Consider the following 18,751-nt stretch of genomic DNA (forward strand, 5'->3'; position numbering starts at 1 on the left):
TTTTATTATCCAACTTATACACCCCGCTTCCGGTTCCCTGTCACACTCATGATCAGGAACATGATAATAATTAAGAAAACCGCAATCGTCGAACCCATGCCCCAGTCACGGGTGACAAGAAAATGCTGTTCAATCGCTGTACCAAGCGTAATGACGCGGTTTCCTGCGATCAAGCGTGTGAGCATGAATAGAGACAGCGCAGGGATAAATACGACCTGGCAGCCTGACTTTACGCCATCAATCGTCAAAGGGAAGATGACGCGGCGAAATGTTGTCCACTTGGATGCCCCCAAATCATTGGCTGCATCCAAAAGGATAGGATTCATTTCATTCAATGAGTTAAAAATCGGCAAAATCATGAACGGTATGAAAATGTAAACCGATACAAATATAAAACTGAAATCAGTGAACAGGATCTGTTTCGATCCAACACCTATGGCTTCCAAGAAGCTGTTCGCGATTCCTTTTGTCCCGAAGATGCCCAGGAAAGCATAGGCTTTCAAGAGCAGGTTGATCCAGGAAGGAACGATGATCAATAACAGCCATAGCTGCTTATGCTTCGTTTTCGTCAGCAAATAAGCCGTCGGGTAAGAGATGATAAAGGAAATAAGTGTGATCAAAAACGCATACCAGAACGAACTGAAGGTCATCTTCAAATAAACCGGCGTAAAAAAGTTCTTGTAATTCACCAGTGAAAAGTGACCCTCGATATCAAAAAACGAATAATAAAGAACAAGAAGAAGCGGTGCAATAACGAAAAGAACAATCCATATTGCATAAGGCAAAAGGTAAAGATTTCGGGTGATCTTATTGTTCATGGGCATCTCCAGCAGTATAAGCCTCAAGACGCCGGTCGAAATCTGCTTCTGACTCCCCAAACCGCATGACATGGATGGCTTCCGGATCGAAATATAATCCGATTTCGTTTCCTGCATCTGCCTTTTTCGTAGAATGGACAAGCCATTCATTGCCGTCTTTATCGTAGCAGCTGATCTCATAGTGAACCCCGCGGAACAGCTGTGAATCTACACGCACCTTAAGTTTTCCTCGTTCAAGCGTTGTAATCTCCAAATCTTCCGGACGTATCACAATTTCTACCGGTTCGTTAGCGTTCAGTCCTCTATCGACACACTCAAACTGTCCACCGACGAACTCAACAAGATAATCTTTGATCATTTTTCCTTCTACGATATTGGACTCCCCGATAAAATCAGCGACAAACCGGTTGATCGGTTCATCATAAATATCAATTGGCGTACCGCTTTGCTGAATTTTCCCCTTGTTTAATACAAAAATCTCATCAGACATGGCAAGAGCTTCTTCCTGGTCATGGGTAACAAAAATAAAGGTAATTCCCAGTCTCCTTTGCAGCTCACGCAATTCATACTGCATTTCTGTCCTCAGTTTTAAGTCGAGAGCAGATAACGGCTCGTCAAGCAGGATGACTTCCGGCTCGTTGACGATAGCCCTTGCAATGGCCACACGCTGGCGCTGGCCTCCGGACATTTCCTGGATTTCACGCGTCTCATAGCCTTCCAAGTTAACGAAGCTGAGCGCTTCTTTCACTTTCTTTTGTATCTCGTTGTTTTTCAACTTTTTAATACGAAGTCCGAATGCCACATTTTCAAATACATTTAAATGCGGGAATAGTGCGTAATCCTGAAAAACGGTATTAACCTGGCGTTTATTCGCCGGTACATCATTAATCTTCTTGTTGTTAAAATAAATTTCTCCTTCAGATGCCTCCGTAAAGCCAGCGATCAAGCGAAGTATGGTTGTTTTTCCGCAGCCGGAAGGACCGAGCAGCGTATAAAATTTTCCCCGTTCAATTTCAAAGCTGACGTTATCGAGCACTGCCGGATCATCGTCATATTGCTTTGTCACATTTTTAAATTGAATAATTTCGTTGGTCATCGCAACCCCTCATCTACCTGTTTTTCTTCTATTCTGAATGGACAGTAATCCACAAAATATTACTTTTTTATACTGAATAATTATACATGAAAACTTTGTGCTTTTAATACAAAAACAGGCAAATAAAACTCCTTGAAAGATTATGGCTCATAAGGTTGTCATAAAAAGTATAATGAAAGTATCGGGTTATTCCAAATAATAGCAGACCAAGGAGATGACATAGGAGTGAACAATGTACATACCATCTTTCCTGCAAGAAAAAATTTGCATGGGTCTTTTTCAAGGGATTATGAATCAATTCTTCAAATCCATTCAGGGGAATCTGTCCGGTTTCAGACTTTAGATGCGGGCTGGGGGTTAGAACCATTGGTCAGTCTCGCCGAAAAAAGGAAAAAGTTCGAACCTCGGGAAATGCCAAGGGATCAGGGACATGCTCTTTGCGGCCCTGTTTATATCCATGAAGCCTTACCAGGCAAGACATTGGAAATTAGGATAAATGATATTGTTCCGGGAAAATGGGGCTGGAGCACAGCGGGAGGATACCCTCATAGTGTGAACGAGGGGCTAGGACTGGCAGGCGGAGAGGAATTTCTTCTCAGCTGGGGATTAGATTCGACTCACATGACAGGAAAGAGCCAATTTGGACACGAAGTTCCGCTGAAGCCTTTCATGGGGATTATGGGGATGCCTCCGAATGAAGAAGGAATCCATTCCACAACGCCTCCCCGTTTTTGCGGAGGCAATATAGATTGCAAAGAGCTTGTTTCTGGGACAACATTGTACTTGCCGATCTCTGTAGAGGGCGCTTTGTTTTCAGTAGGAGACGGTCATGGCGTCCAGGGAGATGGCGAGGTTGGCGTATCGGCATTAGAATGTCCAATGGAACGTGTCGACCTAACGTTTATTGTAAGGGATGATTTGAAACTGAAAATGCCCAGCGCTGAAACGCAAACTGAATGGATCTCTTTTGGTTTTCATGAGGGTCTCGATGAGGCGATGATTATTGCGCTTGATGGCATGCTTGATATCATGCAGAGTGAATACGGGCTAAAACGAAAAGAAGCACTGACTTTGGCGAGTTTAGGTGTGGATATGCGAATTACTCAAGTGGTTAACGGGGTAAAAGGAGTTCACGCTATGTTAAATAAAAAATTTATAAAAAGGTAAATGTAAAGGGCACCTGGGTACAATAATTCGATGTGACAACTGTTAATCCATCGAAATAACGTCATCGAATGATCATATTCTTTGTTTTTTTTGCTCTGGGCATCTATTCTATGTTTGTATGGTTTGTGATCCTGAATCTTACAGTATACCTTGAAAGCGAGGGGATAAGAAAGATAATGACAAATGGAATCGAGGAGAGTCAGAGGGAGAAGGAGTTTCTTCCTTCTATCGTTGCTTTCGGAGACTCGATAACCGCGATGGAATGGCCGGATTATTTTAAAGAGCGATTGGTGAAAGAATCCGTACCGTGTCATTTGCTGAGGCGGGGAATCAGCGGGAACAAGGTATTAACTGACAGCCCAGAACATTATAATTTTGGTGTATCGGGCATTAAACGATTTAAGCAGGATGCACTTGGAACTTCAGATGTTAAGTATGTAATTGTCCTGCATGGCGTGAATGATATCATTCATTCCTGTGGATCAAATCCAATCTCAGAAGAAGTTGAAGCGGAAGAAATTATTGAAGGCTTAAAAACTTATATCAAGTGGGCGCATGAAAAAAATATACAGATATTCGGCGGGACGCTCCTGCCCTTCGGCGGATATAGAGGGGTTACTGATACCGAGGAAGACAAGCGGCAGAAGGTAAACCATTGGATCCGGAACTCTGGAGAATTTGATCAAGTCATTGATTTTGAGGCAGTTGTACAAGATCCAAATCATCCTGAAAGACTTTTACGAGAATTCGATTCGGGGGATCACCTTCATCCAAGCAGCAAAGGGTCGGAGGCATTGGCGGAATGCATTGAACTTCATTTCTTTGACTGAAAGTGAAAGCGCTTTACTAGAATTGAGGAGGAGATAAATGATGGTCTATACAGCAGAAAAGAATCGTTATGAGTCTATGAAATATAACAGAAGCGGCCGCTCCGGGCTGCTTCTTCCTGCGATTTCTCTTGGTCTCTGGCATAATTTCGGCGGAGTCGACAGCTTTGAAAATGGCAGCGCGATGCTGAGAAGAGCGTTTGATCTTGGTATTACCCATTTTGACCTGGCTAACAATTATGGACCGCCTGCAGGTTCTGCAGAAGAAATGTTTGGTAGGATGTTAAAGACTGATTTCGCTCCGTACCGTGATGAAATGATCATCTCGAGCAAAGCCGGTTATTACATGTGGCCGGGACCATATGGGGAATGGGGATCCAAAAAGTATTTGATTGCAAGCCTGGATCAGAGCCTGAAGCGTATGGGGCTCGATTATGTGGATATTTTTTACTCCCACCGTCCGGATCCTAATACTCCTCTTGAAGAAACGATGGGAGCGCTGGATGCTATCGTTCGCCAGGGGAAAGCACTTTACGTGGGGATTTCCAGCTACAGCCCGGAACAAACGACGGAAGCTATTAAAATTTTGAATGATCTGGGAACACCGCTCGTTATCCACCAGCCGAGCTATTCCATGCTAAACCGCTGGATCGAAGACGGACTTCAGGATGTTTTAGAGGAAAACGGGGTAGGGTCCATCGCGTTTTGCCCGCTTGCCCAAGGCTTGTTGACGAAAAAATATATAAGCGGTGTGCCGTCTGATTCACGTGCGGCAAAATCGACTGGAGCGTTGGGAGAGAATGAAGTCACTCCTGAAGTAGTTGAAAGAGTCCGCAGACTCAATGAAATCGCTGCAGACAGAGGACAGAGCCTTCCTCAAATGGCACTGTCATGGGTTCTTCGCGGCGGTAAGGTAACTTCTGCTTTAATAGGTGCAAGCAGAGTGAGTCAAATTGAAGAAAATATTGCAGCACTGGATAACCTTGATTTCAGTGATGAAGAGCTAGAAAGAATTGATGATATTTTAACCGTAAACAGCTCTGTACGATAAATCCTTTTTTAAATCGAGAAAACCCGGATCTGACAAAGGATCCGGGTTTTTATTATTTCTCTTTAGAAAATAAGGGGCGGTCAAAGACAAAGATTGTCATGGCAATATCAGCCTCAATGTCGATATCAGAAAAAATACGCAGGATGGCTGCACCAGCAAGATCTTCAAACTTTCTGCGGACACTGAGATCGGTATAAATTTTTTTCACGAGACCGGTACGTGCTTCGTGAACCATTTTCTCGCCTTCTTTTGAACCCATCATGAATTTTTCGATATTCGTAAGGTTTCCTTTCATCTCACTAACGGCCCAAGAGCCAACAAAGCGTGTGCTGATTTCCTTTGGACCGTTGCCGACAAATTCCTTGCGTATTTCACGGACAAGCATACTGAATTGATGCTCTATATTTTTGGTCATTGTATCCTTCTCCTTGTATCCTTTAATCGTTTGCCTTTAGGCGTCAGCATGATATAGCTGATAACCAGCAGCAGGATGACGATTGAAAGCCAAAAGTTTCCTAATGGATTGGCGTTGTTGACGATAATGTAACGGACACCCGCCGTAATTCCAATGTATAGAAGATAGCTAAGCGGAAAGTGGTGGCTTTCGCTAAAGTAGGTCACAATCATGGAAATAAAGGCGAAATATAAGAAAAACACGAGTACTTTACCAAGTATATCATGAACATTGTGATTCCCTGTGCAGGCGTCCATGAAAATATAGATAAGCTCTCTGAAAAGAAAAAATACCAGCATACCGCCAAGCAGAACAAGGGAGAGATTTAATAATTTTTGTAAACCATTACTGATGGTTTTCCACTTTTCCGGTAAGATTATTTCTAGCATGCGGACCATCTTACTCCTTCAATCCTTCCCCGACACCTTTTAACAGGTTCATACCGAATCCGATTGCCCTGTTAATGTCAGGGTCTTTTAGGGCTTTCATGAGATCGAAAATGCCTACCTTATCATTACTGATAAGTCCCTTTTCCGCTCTTTGAATTCCATTGCCAAGGCTGCTCATCAGTTTCTTCGTCATTTCAGGGTTGGTATCGGACAAGACACCGGCCGCCGCCATCATATTATTAATGGCATTGGTCATCTGGGGGCGGAGCAGCTGTTCAACCGCAATCCCCGCCACCTTCTCCTTCGCTTCAACAAGGCCATTCACCGATCCTAAAATTCCGCTGTCATGAAGCTGCTGAAAAAGCTTGATCAGTTCCTTTATTCCATCTGCATTCTTTGCAAGATCCTCTACAATCGTTTCAATTTGCTGCTCCTGCATTTCTTTTTCGGTTCGTGTTGAATGAACAATCTTTGTAATAGGCTGTGCCATTATCGTCGGCCTCCCACTGGTATATTAATTTCGGCAATTGGCACGTAATCCTCTCGGGCCCACTTGCGTTCGACCTGAACACCAGCCTGAGGGTTCCGTTCTGCATATCGCGGATTATACATTGGAAGCGGTGTTCTGCCTTTAACATGAATAAGTTCCATTCGTACTTTTGTCTGCTTATAGGCAGGAGTCTGGGTCCGGACGTCACCAACACTGCCGGTCAGCATATTAATGGCATTTTCGTGGCTTACAGAATGCATCGGTACATACAATTCATTTCCTTTGACCCGGTCTGTGACGATACAGCGCAATTTAATAAAACCGTACGGTGAGATCAGGCGGACAGAAGAGCCGTCCTGAAGGCCTCTTTCACTGGCGAGTTCAGGCGAAACTTCAACGAAGACTTCAGGAAGCTTGTACTGGATGCCTTTTGACTTGTTTGTCATATTGCCTTCATGAAAATGTTCAAGCAGACGGCCGTTGTTCAAGATCAGATCAAATTCCTTTTCATAATCCACTGGCTGCACGTATTCAGCAAGGGAGAAGCGTGCTTTGCTGTCAGGGAAGTTAAAGCGCTCAGTGTAAAGAAGCGGCTCATCACTGCCATCTTTTTGCACCGGCCAGACGAGGCTGTTCCATCCCTCTAGACGGTCATAGCTGACTCCGGCAAAAATAGGGGCAAGGCGTGCAATTTCATCCATAATTTCACGAGGATGTGAATAGTTCCAGTCCATTCCCATCTGCCTAGCGATCTGCTGGATGATCCACCAGTCCGGCTTGGATTCTCCCATAGGTTCAAGCGCCTGATACAAACGCTGAACGCGGCGTTCTGTATTGGTGAATGTGCCATCCTTTTCCAGTGATGGAGAAGCTGGAAGGACAACGTCGGCAAATTGAGCCGTTTTTGTAAAGAAAACATCCTGAACGACAAAGAATTCCAGTTTGCCTAGCATGTCATGGACATGATTGGAATTGGAATCCACCCAGGCCATGTCTTCTCCCATCAAATACATGGATTTTAAATTCCCTTTTTCCACTTCCTGAAGCATTTCAATGTTTGTAAATCCTGCTTTAGGGGAGATGGATACTCCATATGCTTCTTCAAATTTTGCACGTGCAGCATCATCGGACAGTCTCTGGTTCCCGGGAAGCCATTGAGGAAGAGTTCCCATGTCACAGGAGCCTTGTACATTATTATGCCCGCGCAGCGGATAAGCTCCTGCACCCGGGTGCCCGAAGTTGCCAGTAGCCAGCAGCAGGTTTGCAATCGCAGCAGACGTATGGGATCCGGCAATATTTTGAGTAACACCCATTCCCCAAAGAACACAGGTGCTGTCTGCTTCATGAATCATTTCCGCCGTTTTGATCATCTGTTCTTTTGAAAGTCCTGTGACTTCCTCTGCATATTCAAGCGTATATTTTCTAAGCAGGTGAAGGTAGTCCTCATACTGGTTAACCCTTTCCCTGATAAAGTCCTCATCATGCCAGCCTTGATCGATGATGTATTTGGTTACCGCCGCCAGCCAGACGAGGTCAGAACCTTGTTTCGGGTGCAGGTAAAGATCGGATCGCTCTGCCATTTCATGTCTGCGAAGATCAGAAACAATCAATTTTTGTCCATAAAGTTTCTTCGCCCGTTTGACACGTGTGGCCAATACAGGATGTCCTTCTGTAGGATTGGCCCCGATAATGATGACAAGTCCGGCGCTAGCGATATCTTTGATCGTACCGGAATCTCCGCCATACCCGACTGTTGCAAGCAAACCGTCGGTGGCAGGGGATTGGCAATAACGTGAACAGTTATCCACATTGTTCGTTTCAAATACTTGCCTGGCCAGTTTCTGCATAAGATAGGAATCTTCATTTGTCGTTTTGGATGAACTGACAAAACCTAACGCATTGCCTCCATACGTATTTTTGATATGGCTCATCTTTTCACCAATAAGGGAAAGAGCCTCCTCCCAGGTTGCTGTTACAAACTCATCGCCTTTGCGGATGAGCGGTGTAGTGAGGCGCTGGTCACTGTTCACAAAATCCCACCCGAACTTCCCTTTGATACAGGTAGAAACACTGTTAACTGGTGCATCTTCGGAAGGTTCAATTTTTAAAATCTGGCGGCCTTTCGTCCATACCTCAAATGAACAGCCGACTCCGCAGAAGGTACAAACAGTCTTTGTTTTTTTTGTACGGGTTTCACGCATGGCAGCTTCCACTTCAGAAACTGCAAAAATTCCGCTGTATCCGGGTTCCACTTCTTTTATGAGGTCGACCATCGGATTGAGCAGGTCCTGCTTGATTCCGGTCATGAAACCCGCTTCCCCAAGCATTGATTTTTCCATTAAGGCATTGCACGGACAGACGGTTGCACATTGCCCGCAGGAGACGCAGGAAGATTCATTGATTAATTTATCGTTGTCCCATATAACCCTGGGCATCTTTCTTTCCCAGTCAATCGTCAGTGTTTCATTCACTTGAAGATCCTGGCATACTTCTACACATTTTCCGCAAAGGATGCATTGATTCGGGTCATAGCGGTAGAAGGGATGGGACATATCCACTTCATAGCCTTTCTCACGGAACGGGCGAGTTTGATGCTCTACCTCCAATAGTTCTGCCGTGTTGTGGACCTTACAGTTTCCATTGTTATTATCACAAACCGTACAGTAGAGAAGGTGATTCTCTAAAATTCGATCCATCGCCTCGTTCTGGGCTGTTTTTGCAGAAAGAGAGAAGGTAAGAATATTCATGCCTTCCTTTACTTCGGTGGAGCAGGCTCTCATCAGCTTTCCATCGATTTCACACATGCACGTATCACACGTCTGGATCGGCCCCAGTGTTTCCGAATAGCAGATGTGCGGGTGCTCTACACCCTGTGCCAGAAGATGATCCAGTACCCTGGTCCCTTCCTCAGCCTCCTGTAAATTCCCGTTTATTTCAATCCTAATCTTGTTTGCCACTTTACTTTCCTCCTATTAGAAAACATAAAAAAACCCACTATAAAACAATCTGTGCTTTTGCTGCACAAATTCCTTTACAGTGGGTTAATTGCTAAGCATTTTAAATACCAGCCATCCATCCCGCTATTCCATTAAATGACAAGCTCTTCCAGCAGTTTGATATTACCGAAGAACGATGAACATTTTCTTTTTTTATTATATCACGTTGGACAAGTGTTTCAAATACATTGTGAGTTTAATAGAAACCTTGTTATATAGCAGCAGCTTCCTTCCTCTTTTTTCTGTGATCCGAATTTGACAAATTTTTATACCCTTTACCAAATGGAAGAATAACGGCAACAAGGATAAGAAGCAAACCCGAAAGAGCTGTGCCGTAGAGAACCCCGGTTTCTTTTGCGATCCAGCCTCCGAACAGTATGCCAATCATTTGCGCTGAACTGCTCGTCAGCCCTAATAGGGAAGATCCCCTGCCTCTGAAAGCAGGAGGAGTTACCTGAAGGAAAAGGGTACTTAACGGAACATTAATCAGGGCATTAAAGACTCCTATTAATGTGCACCAAATATAGATTGCTCCAATTCCTGTTTCTTCCCTTATCCAGTCAAGGGGAAGAATGAGTGCCATCCAAATGCCGATAACAGCCGTTCCTGAGATTAAAAGAGCATTTGCTTTTAATCGTTTCATAAGGTAAGGACCGAACCAGGCAGCACCGATGATCACCCCGATCGCCATGGAAGATTCAATCAGGCTAAAGTGAAACGCAGATACATGGAATGTAGTGGTCAATACAGCCACCAGGTTTGTGTTCAGTATACCGACGACCAGTGTGATTGGAAGCAGCAGTAAGAGAAGAAAGCGCAGAGAAGGCATGCCGGTGACCTCCTTTATGCCAGAGGTAATAAAAGATAAATATGTCTTCTTGTCCTCAGGCGGATTTGCATGTACTTTTCCAATAGAAAAAAGTGTAAAGAGAAGAAGTGCAGAGCCGGCGAATGTAGCTGCATCAATTAAAAAAATGATGGAATACTGCTTACTCATTAACAGCAATGCCCCTAACGACGGGCCGATGATATCCATTGCAGCTTTTGTAGATTGAGACAGTGAAATGGCTTCCGAGATGTTGGATTCTCCGGCCAGTTCTGGAATGGAAGATGTACGTGCAGGATCAAAAAGAGCCGTTCCGATTCCGTGAAAAGCAGTCAAAATGATTAATGCTGGAACAGAATCATAGAAAAAAATCATGGCTATAACCATAGCCATCCGGTACAGGTCGGCACTAACCATCAGCCACCTTCTGTTCCATTGATCAGCGAGGGGACCCAGAAAAATTCCAAAGACTGCAGTGGGAAGTAATTGGGCGAAAATGACAAGTCCGATTAATAGCGGATCTTTGGATAGCGTTGCCACAAGATAGGTAATCCCAATTCTTGTGATTCCATCTCCAAGTTGGGAAATGACTTGCCCAAGCCAAAATCGCAGGTAAAGAGAATTTTTTAATAGAGAAAACAAATACATCCCTCCACAATATACACAAGTTACCTATTATTTTACACTTTATGTAAATTATTGTAAATCGCAAATAACCCCCGGAACGGTATGAGTTCTCGGGGGTTTTAAACTAACGAACGCTTTTTTCAGTGTTTCTTTTTGTAATCATGTAGGCGATGATCAAAATCACAAACCAGACAGGTGTAATGAACAGGGCGATACGTGTATCTGCCGCAAAACCAAGCACAACGATCACAAAAGCGAAGAATGCCAGTACGATCCAGTTAATCACCGGCGAAAGCGGCATTTTAAATGCACTCTTTTTCGCGTCCTCAGGCTTTAGTTTCCGGAAGCGGAGATGGGCGACCAGGATGATTCCCCATACCCAGATGAAGCAGATGGTCGCGATGCTTGTCACCAGCGTGAACACTTCCTCTGGCAATAAATAATTGAGCAAAACGCCAAACGAGAGGAAAAATGTTGAAACGATAAGAGCGGGTGCCGGCACTTGCTTTTTGTTTAGCAATCCAAGCTTTTTAGGTGCTTTTCCTTCATTCGCCAGTGTGTAAAGCATTCGTCCCGTACTGAACAGGCCACTGTTGCAAGACGACATTGCGGAAGTGAGGACGACGAAATTGATGATGCCCGATGCTGCCGGAATACCGATCAACTTAAAGACCGAAACGAACGGGCTTGTGTCTGGATCGATTTTATCCCATGGATAAATTGACATGAGGACGATCAGTGACCCGATATAAAAGAGAAGAATCCGTGCTGGGATGTTGTTGATGGCACTCGGCAAGGTTTTATCTGGATCCTGTGCTTCACCGGCTGTTACGCCGACAAGCTCCACACCTGCGAATGCGAAGAGTGCCATTTGAAAGGCAAGAACAAAACCCGATGAACCGTTCGGGAAAAATCCGCCATGATTTATGAGATTGGATAATGAAGCCTGAGTGCCATGGCTTTCATAGCCCATGACGATCAGCACGATTCCAATACCAATGAGCGCAATAATGGTAATGATTTTAATTAGAGCAAACCAGAATTCAATCTCCCCGAACGCTTTAACCGCCGACATATTAATGAGCAGCAAAACAAGTACCGCGGCGAGTGCCGTCAGCCATTGAGGAATACTCGGAAACCAGTATTTCACATACAATCCGACCGCTGTAATTTCTGCCATTCCTGTTACGATCCAGCAGAACCAGTATGTCCACCCCGTGATAAAACCTGCCCACGGCCCGATGAACGATTCGGCAAAGTGAGTGAACGAGCCGGATGTCGGGCTGTAGATGAGCATTTCACCCAAGGCACGCATCATGAAAAACAGCATAACTCCAATAAGTGCGTAATTCAGCATGATGGACGGCCCTGCCAGGTGAATCGATTTTCCCGCGCCTAAAAAAAGACCGGTTCCAATCGCTCCGCCGATGGCGATCAGCTGGATATGCCGATTTTTCAACCCCCGCTGCAAATCTTCTTCTTTCTTCAACTCCTGCACCAACCTTTCCTGCGACATATAAGGCAAGTTAACTTCATGCGAGTTATTTACTTATTTCCCTTTAGTATGACCAAATAAAACAAGTTGGTAATCAGTTCTCTCTTCCTTCTATTAAAAGATTGTTAAAAAAGCAGAGAAAGCGCTTAAACTCTCTAAAAGAGGGTATTAACACTGCGAACCATAGAACATAGCTAGATGCTGCATCAGGGGAGGGAAGCACCAAATGAAGAGAGCGTTCGGTAGCATTTCGTTAACCTGTCTGCTTGTAGTTGGCGGACTGGCTGGATGCGGGACCGCAGAAAAGACGTCGGGAAGCACAACGAATGAAACGAAAGCAAAAGACCAGCCGGTAAAGAAAGAAGAAGCAGCAAAGGAAAGGAAAGTTCCTGTTAAAAAACCGAAAGATGTGAAAGTAAAGGGAGTCTACATGTCAGGAGCATCCGCCGGAAATAATGAAAAGTTTAATGAACTGGTCAAGCTGGTGGATGATACAGAACTCAATGCACTCGTGGTAGATGTAAAAGAAGATGACGGGAAGATTACATACGATTCAAAGGTGCCTGCCGTTAATCAATACGGCTCAGATCAGCACCCGAAAATCAGCAATATCTCTCAGCGGATGAAAGTGCTGAAGAACAAAGACATATATACAATTGCCAGGATCGTTACCTTTAAGGATCCTTATATGGCTAAGAAAAAACCAGAGTATGCCATGAAGAAGAAAAGCGGTGGCTTATATTACAACGATGGCATTCCCTGGGTTGATCCGTATAATGAAGAGTATTGGTCCTATGTGACCTCTATTGCGAAAGAAGCGGCAAAGCAAGGGTTTGATGAGATTCAGTTCGACTATGTCCGATTCCCCGACAACGGGGCGCAGGTGGATCGCGAAGTGAAGTTTGATAACCCGGCTAAAAAGTCTAAAGAGCAAAACATTCACGACTTCCTTCTTTATGCGAAAAAGGATCTGAAGCCATACGGCGTCAAAGTATCAGCCGATGTGTTCGGTGTGTCCACAAGCCAAAAAGACGATTCCGGCATCGGCCAGCAGTGGGAGTCAGTTACTCCGACCGTCGATGTGATCAGCCCAATGACGTACCCGTCCCATTACGGACCAGGGGTGTACGGCATAAGTGTCCCGGATGCCAAGCCGTATGAACTGATCAAGAAAGCTCTCCAGTATGCTGTCGACCGGGACAAGGTGCTCGAAAAACAAAAGAAACCGGTCGCTGAAATCCGTCCGTGGTACCAGGATTTCACTGCCACCTGGGTGGACGGCCATATTGAATACGGGCCACAGCAGGTGAAGGATCAGATTCGGGCTGGGCAGGAGCTTGGTGTGGATGAGTACTTGCTCTGGAATCCGAAGAATAAGTATACAGAAGAGGCGTTTAAAAAAGTAAAGCAGTAGATGGAAAAAGCCCATGGATTTTGTCCATTAGAAAAGCCCCTTGATCACCCAGGGGGCTTATTTACTTAGTTATTTGTTAGTATCATGAGACATTAATTTTTAGAGCTCTAAATGCTTCTGACATTTTATGAGCAAACGTTAAGGGAGATTCAACAGATTGAAAGTGAAGATAAAGGATGCTCGGTTTTGTATACATCCAATGATTATGAAGTGCGCTTATCATGATTTTATTTTTAACAAGAATACTCGTGAACAAAGGCACCTCTTCTTCTAATAAAACCACTTCCCCCAGGTTAAGGGCGTTTCCTTGTTGATCCACAGATTCAAACATCAGACCAGCATGAAGTTCGCCGCGGCTCGGACGTCCTTGAATGGTAACATGCAGATTGCGCTGGAACTCTACCGAGCATACCCCATGTTCAACCCTGGGAGTTCCATTCAATATTTGGGCGTATTGCTGACACAACTGTCCAAAAGAGGGCATGAGAGACCTTCCTTTTTTCCATTAAAATATGAAGGAACGGTTAACTGGGTGCATGAATCAAAAGGGAATGAAGAAGTTTTATATACCAAACGTTTTCCCGCCGTTCACGGATAATGATTGTCCGGTGATGAACTTGGCTTCATGGGATGCCAAGAATACGACCGCGTTTCCGATATCAAGGGGTTCTCCCATGCGGCCGAGGGGCACGCCTTTTTGGTAATTACTTGGATCGATCCCTTCATGCCGCTCCACTGGTATAAAGCCGGGGTTCAGAAGGTTCACCGTGATTCCAAAACGTCCGAGTTCATTCGCCCAAGATCGGGTCATCCCAAGCTGAGCGGATTTCGCAGTTACATAGTTTGCAAAGTTTGCGTTCCCTAATTGGATGACTTCACTTCCAATGTTAATGATTCGGCCTTCTCCTTTTTCTTTCATCCCCGGCAAGACCGCCTTTGTTAATAACAGAGGAGCTTTCACAAAAAAGTTCAGCTGATCCATATAGTCATCCCATGTGCTTTCTTCAAGTGAGAGCTCTGGCTGGGGGCCGGTAGCGTTGTTTACCAGAATATCGATTGTCTCGCCCGTTATCTCTTCGCTCTCTTTAACTAGGCGATTTACGGATTCTTCATTTGTTACGTCGCCTTGAACAGCAAATGCTTTTCCTCCGATGTATTGAATGAAGTCGACGGTTTGGAGGGCAGTTTCCCGGCTGTGTGCATAATTGACGATGACGGTTGCTCCTGATTGTGCCAAGGCTGCGCTGATATGTTTGCCAAGGCCTTTTGATCCTCCGGTTACGAGTGCAATTTTGCTATGTAAGTTATTGATTAGAATCACTCCCTTATTGATCACCTATTTTATGCATGCAAAATAATAGATTGTAAATAGTATATCAATCTTTAAATCTTAGAAAAAATTTGGCATTAAAGATATCAGTCACCGGTACCCTTGCACACACATACATTATAGGCAGTAAAGCAACTGCCAAGGGACTTAACCGGAGTGATGGATGCCATGTACAGACTTGCTGAGGTAAATAGGGAAATTGACAGCCGCAGTTCCCGCCTTCTTGAGCTGCAGGAACAGGATGGATCATGGAGGTGTTGCTTCGAAAATGCTTTAATGACTGACGCTTACATGATTATTTTATTACGGACTCTGGGATGGAAAGACGAAAAACTGATTCAGCGGCTCGTTCAACGATTGTTGTCCAAGCAGGAAACGAATGGTGTGTGGAAAGCCTATCCTGATGAGGAAAAGGGGAATTTGACGGCGACAGCAGAAGCGTACACCGCTCTCCTCTTTTCAGGGCACGTGCCAAATGAGACAAACCGTCTAAAGCAAGCCGTCAGTTTTATTAGAAATCAGGGCGGTTTAAAAAAAGTAAGTTTGATGACAAAAGTCTTTTTTGCGTTTAACGGCCTGTACCCCTGGCCGAAACATACAGCTGATCCTGCAAGGATTTTTCGAATAATGGAGAAAGTTAACTTAAACTTTTATGATATCAGCAGCTATGCCAGGGCACATTTTGCCCCCGTTTTGTTGGGTATGTCACAAAAGTTCCAATTACGATGCGGCAGCACGCCGTGTCTGAAACATTTGTATACAAAAATGGAAGATGGCTTATGGGATGAGACACAGGTCACTCGTAGGAAGGCTTCGTATTCTTATCAAACTGCCTTTCTGGAAAACTATATTTTAAAGCGTATTGAAGCTGACGGTACATTGCTTAACTATGCAAGTACCACCTTTCTTATGGTGTATGGGCTTATCTCAATCGGCTATAAGAAGGATTCACCTATGATAAAACAAGCCGTTCATGGCCTTATTTCCTTGTTGTGCTATAACGGTCAGACCTTTCATATCCAAAATTCTCCCTCCACTATATGGGACACCTCTCTGATAAACTATGCTTTATTGTCTTCCGGGGTTGCCTCTACACATCCCAGTCTGAAAAAAAGCCTTCAGTTCCTCCTGAAGAATCAGCATTCAAGCTATGGTGATTGGAAGTATCATAATCCGGATGCATCTCCAGGCGGATGGGGTTTCAGTGAAGGCAATACCCGCCATCCTGATGTAGATGACACACAGGCTGCCCTTCGAACAATAAACCGATACCAAAGAATAAACAAGAACCTGAATCATGCCTATAAAAGAGGAAGAGACTGGCTGTTATCCATGCAGAATAAGGATGGAGGGTGGGGGGCTTTTGAGAAGGACGCCAATAAAAAATGGCTGCGGATTTTACCTGTTGAAAACGCGGGAGATGCCCTTACGGATCCTTCCACTGCTGATCTCACAGGACGTACCCTCGAATTTTTTTGTAACTATGACGGTTTGCTGCTGCCGTCTCCTCGGATTAAAGCAGCCGTGCAATGGTTAAAAAGAAATCAGGAAAATGACGGTTCCTGGTACGGCCGCTGGGGAATTAGTTACATTTACGGAACCTGGGCAAGTGTGACAGGATTGATGGCAGCGGGCATCTGTGAGCAAGACCGCACCATTCAAAAGGCAATAGGATGGCTGTCAGAAATTCAGCATTCCGACGGTGGCTGGGGAGAATCATGCAGAAGTGATATCGAAAAGAAATATATTTCCCTTTCATACAGCACCATCACCCAGACAGCCTGGGCACTTGATGCCTTGATCACTGCTTGTCCCACACCGAACAGTACCATAAAAAGAGGCATTGATTATCTATTAAACCGTGGAAATTATAATGTTCAAAGCCTGACCTACCCAACAGGTGCGGGATTGCCTGGAAGCTTTTATATCTATTACCATAGCTATAATCATGTCTGGCCGCTTCTTGCTCTATGCCATTACAGGGAAAAATACAGGGAGGAGCCATGACGGCCTCTCCCTCTTTATTATTTCCACTCAAGAATTCCATTAAGATCAGAATATATGGTATCAGGAGCAAGGTTCAATTCCTCAATGGGCAGCTCGTTTCGGTTGATCCATGCCGTACGAAATCCAAAGTTTTTTGCTCCGGAAATGTCCCAGCCGTTGGAAGACATGAATAATACTTCTTCTCTTTTGACATTCAATGTTTTTAGCGCATGATCATACGAAGCGGGTGTGGGTTTATACTGTTTCACTTCATCCACACTGATGATGGCGTCAAAGAGAGGGGAGAGCCCGGACTGTTGGATTAAGGGATCAAGCATATCATGGGAACCATTCGAGAAGACGGCCAATGATTTATCTTTTAGCTGCACAAGTACACGTTCTACTTCAGGATAATGAGTTAATTGCAAATAAGCTTCAATCAATGCCTTTTCTTTTTCCTCGCCCCATTCTTCTTCACTGGCTTTAATGGCATATTTTAAGGCATCGTTTGTAATCGTTAAGAACGTCTCATAATTGCCCATAAGCTGGCGTAAATTGGAATACTCAATTTGTTTCGTTCTCCAGATTTGACTGATTTTCTCTCCTTTTCCAGGATAGAATTCCTCGCATTTTTCCTTCACAGAATGGACATCAAATAATGTTCCATACACATCAAAAACAAAAGCTTTGATTTCCGTGCTCATCTTTTATCTGCCTCCATAAGTAAATACTCTCTTCTCTATGTTCCTCTCTCACGTATTTTCAATCACAAATGTAAATAAAAAAAGTCTTTTTAAATAATATCCAATGGCATTTTCTTTGTATGTTTAGAAAATACTTGATTAAGTTTATTGAGATCTTCTTCAGTAATCTCAATCATTGCCGCTTCGGTATTTGCTATAACATGTTCTTTTTGAACCGCTTTTGGAATCGTTATGACGTTGCTCGAACGGATGGTCCAGGCAAGAGCGATTTGTAATGGTTGGACATTGCATTTGTTAGCAATATCATGAATTGTTGGATCGCTTAACTATGACCGGGCAAGCTTTGAATATCGTGCAAGTAAAAAAAGAAGGCGGGGGCTGTCCAAGAAGTATGTAAGCTGTTGATTTCCGTTCCAGGGGCTCGCTTTTACCGGCGCGAGCTCCTACTGCGGTGAGCCTTACCGGCGTGAACGCCTACTTTTTGGTGCAAGCACCGGCGGGAGTCTCACCTGTCACGCTAGTCCCGCAGGACTAGGAAGGCTCCGGCAGCTTTTTATCAATCTTTCAGAAAAGAGCCTTTTAAAATAAATCAATACTGGGTCTATGCTGCCAGGAGTAAGAAAATAAAACAACTATAAAAAGGCATTATAATGCCTTTTTATAGTTTTTACGGGCTTTGTTCTGGCTCATAAAAGCTATATAGCCTTATTCACTTGGATCCACTTCGTCCCAAGACATCGTTGTTACTTCTGTATAATTGCCGCTTTCAATTTCTTCCTTTGTAGCCTCTTGGTCTAATTCTTCTGCATCATTCATGCCTGGAGCGACCGATGGCTTTTGTTCGTGGTCTTTCTTCATGGTTCATACCCCTTTTCATAGTTAGTTTGTCTATCATGCAATCAAAGTTTTCCCAGTGGTAGGGAATTAATGCGCTTTTTCTCAACTAAACGACTTACTCGTACTTCGTTACTTTACTATTTAGGCTAAATAGAGCCGCCGCAATAATTGCAGCAATTGCGACTGTTGCGCCCTCGATCCAACTGACTGATAGCACTGATGAGTTTCTTAAAGCAATTCCTCC

General features: G+C 44.2%; 18 protein-coding genes. 5 read left to right on the forward strand and 13 right to left on the reverse strand.

Going from position 1 to position 18,751, the window contains the following annotated elements:
• Positions 1-14: 14 nt before the first annotated feature.
• Complete coding sequence (locus tag OKX00_RS06760) at positions 15-818, reverse strand: ABC transporter permease (RefSeq protein WP_053357428.1); 804 nt, start codon at positions 816-818, stop codon at positions 15-17.
• Positions 808-1,914, reverse strand: a complete 1,107-nt coding sequence (locus tag OKX00_RS06765) for an ABC transporter ATP-binding protein (protein ID WP_265409891.1) — start codon at positions 1,912-1,914, stop codon at positions 808-810. Before OKX00_RS06765 ends, OKX00_RS06760 begins: the two co-directional genes overlap by 11 nt.
• A gap of 225 nt (positions 1,915-2,139) precedes the next feature.
• Here OKX00_RS06765 and OKX00_RS06770 point away from each other — a divergent pair, with 225 nt between their 5' ends.
• From OKX00_RS06770 to mgrA, 3 genes are all read left to right on the forward strand, one after another.
• Positions 2,140-3,081, forward strand: a complete 942-nt coding sequence (locus OKX00_RS06770) for an acetamidase/formamidase family protein (protein ID WP_265409892.1) — start codon at positions 2,140-2,142, stop codon at positions 3,079-3,081.
• A gap of 176 nt (positions 3,082-3,257) precedes the next feature.
• On the forward strand, positions 3,258-3,911 hold the full coding sequence (locus OKX00_RS06775; RefSeq protein ID WP_265409893.1) for a GDSL-type esterase/lipase family protein: 654 nt from the start codon (positions 3,258-3,260) through the stop codon (positions 3,909-3,911).
• Positions 3,912-3,951: 40 nt separating this feature from the next.
• On the forward strand, positions 3,952-4,959 hold the full coding sequence (gene mgrA, locus OKX00_RS06780; protein WP_265410485.1) for an L-glyceraldehyde 3-phosphate reductase: 1,008 nt from the start codon (positions 3,952-3,954) through the stop codon (positions 4,957-4,959).
• 52 nt (positions 4,960-5,011) lie between these two features.
• On the opposite strand, the gene OKX00_RS06785 is transcribed toward mgrA, so the two are convergent.
• The 6 genes from OKX00_RS06785 to OKX00_RS06810 form a co-directional block, all read right to left on the reverse strand.
• Positions 5,012-5,374: a Na-translocating system protein MpsC family protein gene (locus OKX00_RS06785; protein ID WP_053357432.1), complete on the reverse strand. Its 363-nt coding sequence runs from the start codon at positions 5,372-5,374 to the stop codon at positions 5,012-5,014.
• Positions 5,371-5,802 (reverse strand): phosphate-starvation-inducible protein PsiE, encoded by a 432-nt coding sequence (locus tag OKX00_RS06790; protein ID WP_062236928.1) that lies wholly within the window; start codon positions 5,800-5,802, stop codon positions 5,371-5,373. Before OKX00_RS06790 ends, OKX00_RS06785 begins: the two co-directional genes overlap by 4 nt.
• A 10-nt stretch (positions 5,803-5,812) precedes the next feature.
• Positions 5,813-6,292: a helical membrane plugin domain-containing protein gene (locus OKX00_RS06795; protein ID WP_265409894.1), complete on the reverse strand. Its 480-nt coding sequence runs from the start codon at positions 6,290-6,292 to the stop codon at positions 5,813-5,815.
• Positions 6,292-9,249 (reverse strand): formate dehydrogenase subunit alpha, encoded by a 2,958-nt coding sequence (gene fdhF / locus OKX00_RS06800; RefSeq protein ID WP_265409895.1) that lies wholly within the window; start codon positions 9,247-9,249, stop codon positions 6,292-6,294. Before fdhF ends, OKX00_RS06795 begins: the two co-directional genes overlap by 1 nt.
• A 250-nt stretch (positions 9,250-9,499) precedes the next feature.
• Positions 9,500-10,756, reverse strand: coding sequence for an MFS transporter (locus tag OKX00_RS06805; RefSeq protein ID WP_265409896.1), 1,257 nt, complete (start codon positions 10,754-10,756; stop codon positions 9,500-9,502).
• 109 nt (positions 10,757-10,865) lie between these two features.
• The gene (locus tag OKX00_RS06810; protein ID WP_265409897.1) at positions 10,866-12,257 is read right to left on the reverse strand and encodes an amino acid permease; all 1,392 of its coding nucleotides are present in this window, start codon (positions 12,255-12,257) and stop codon (positions 10,866-10,868) included.
• Positions 12,258-12,462: 205 nt separating this feature from the next.
• Here OKX00_RS06810 and OKX00_RS06815 point away from each other — a divergent pair, with 205 nt between their 5' ends.
• Positions 12,463-13,650, forward strand: a complete 1,188-nt coding sequence (locus tag OKX00_RS06815; RefSeq protein ID WP_265409898.1) for a putative glycoside hydrolase — start codon at positions 12,463-12,465, stop codon at positions 13,648-13,650.
• An 82-nt stretch (positions 13,651-13,732) separates the two neighbouring features.
• Here the strand turns inward: OKX00_RS06815 and OKX00_RS06820 are convergent, their stop codons facing one another.
• On the reverse strand, positions 13,733-14,134 hold the full coding sequence (locus OKX00_RS06820) for a DUF1259 domain-containing protein (protein ID WP_265409899.1): 402 nt from the start codon (positions 14,132-14,134) through the stop codon (positions 13,733-13,735).
• A 78-nt stretch (positions 14,135-14,212) separates the two neighbouring features.
• On the reverse strand, positions 14,213-14,971 hold the full coding sequence (locus OKX00_RS06825) for an SDR family NAD(P)-dependent oxidoreductase (protein WP_265409900.1): 759 nt from the start codon (positions 14,969-14,971) through the stop codon (positions 14,213-14,215).
• A gap of 168 nt (positions 14,972-15,139) precedes the next feature.
• Between OKX00_RS06825 and OKX00_RS06830 the strand changes: the two genes are divergently transcribed.
• Positions 15,140-16,987: a terpene cyclase/mutase family protein gene (locus tag OKX00_RS06830; RefSeq protein ID WP_265410486.1), complete on the forward strand. Its 1,848-nt coding sequence runs from the start codon at positions 15,140-15,142 to the stop codon at positions 16,985-16,987.
• 17 nt (positions 16,988-17,004) lie between these two features.
• Here the strand turns inward: OKX00_RS06830 and OKX00_RS06835 are convergent, their stop codons facing one another.
• The 3 genes from OKX00_RS06835 to OKX00_RS06845 all read right to left on the reverse strand — a co-directional run bounded on the left by OKX00_RS06835 (position 17,005) and on the right by OKX00_RS06845 (position 18,528).
• Positions 17,005-17,670: a haloacid dehalogenase type II gene (locus tag OKX00_RS06835; RefSeq protein WP_265409901.1), complete on the reverse strand. Its 666-nt coding sequence runs from the start codon at positions 17,668-17,670 to the stop codon at positions 17,005-17,007.
• An 89-nt stretch (positions 17,671-17,759) separates the two neighbouring features.
• Positions 17,760-17,981, reverse strand: a complete 222-nt coding sequence (locus OKX00_RS06840; RefSeq protein ID WP_322114370.1) for an aldo/keto reductase — start codon at positions 17,979-17,981, stop codon at positions 17,760-17,762.
• Between the two features lie 394 nt (positions 17,982-18,375).
• Positions 18,376-18,528, reverse strand: a complete 153-nt coding sequence (locus OKX00_RS06845; protein WP_265409902.1) for a hypothetical protein — start codon at positions 18,526-18,528, stop codon at positions 18,376-18,378.
• Positions 18,529-18,751: the final 223 nt, after the last annotated feature.

The sequence above is a fragment of the Fictibacillus sp. KU28468 genome, assembly GCF_026153615.1.
In the GTDB taxonomy this organism is placed as follows: domain Bacteria; phylum Bacillota; class Bacilli; order Bacillales; family Fictibacillaceae; genus Fictibacillus_C; species Fictibacillus_C marinisediminis.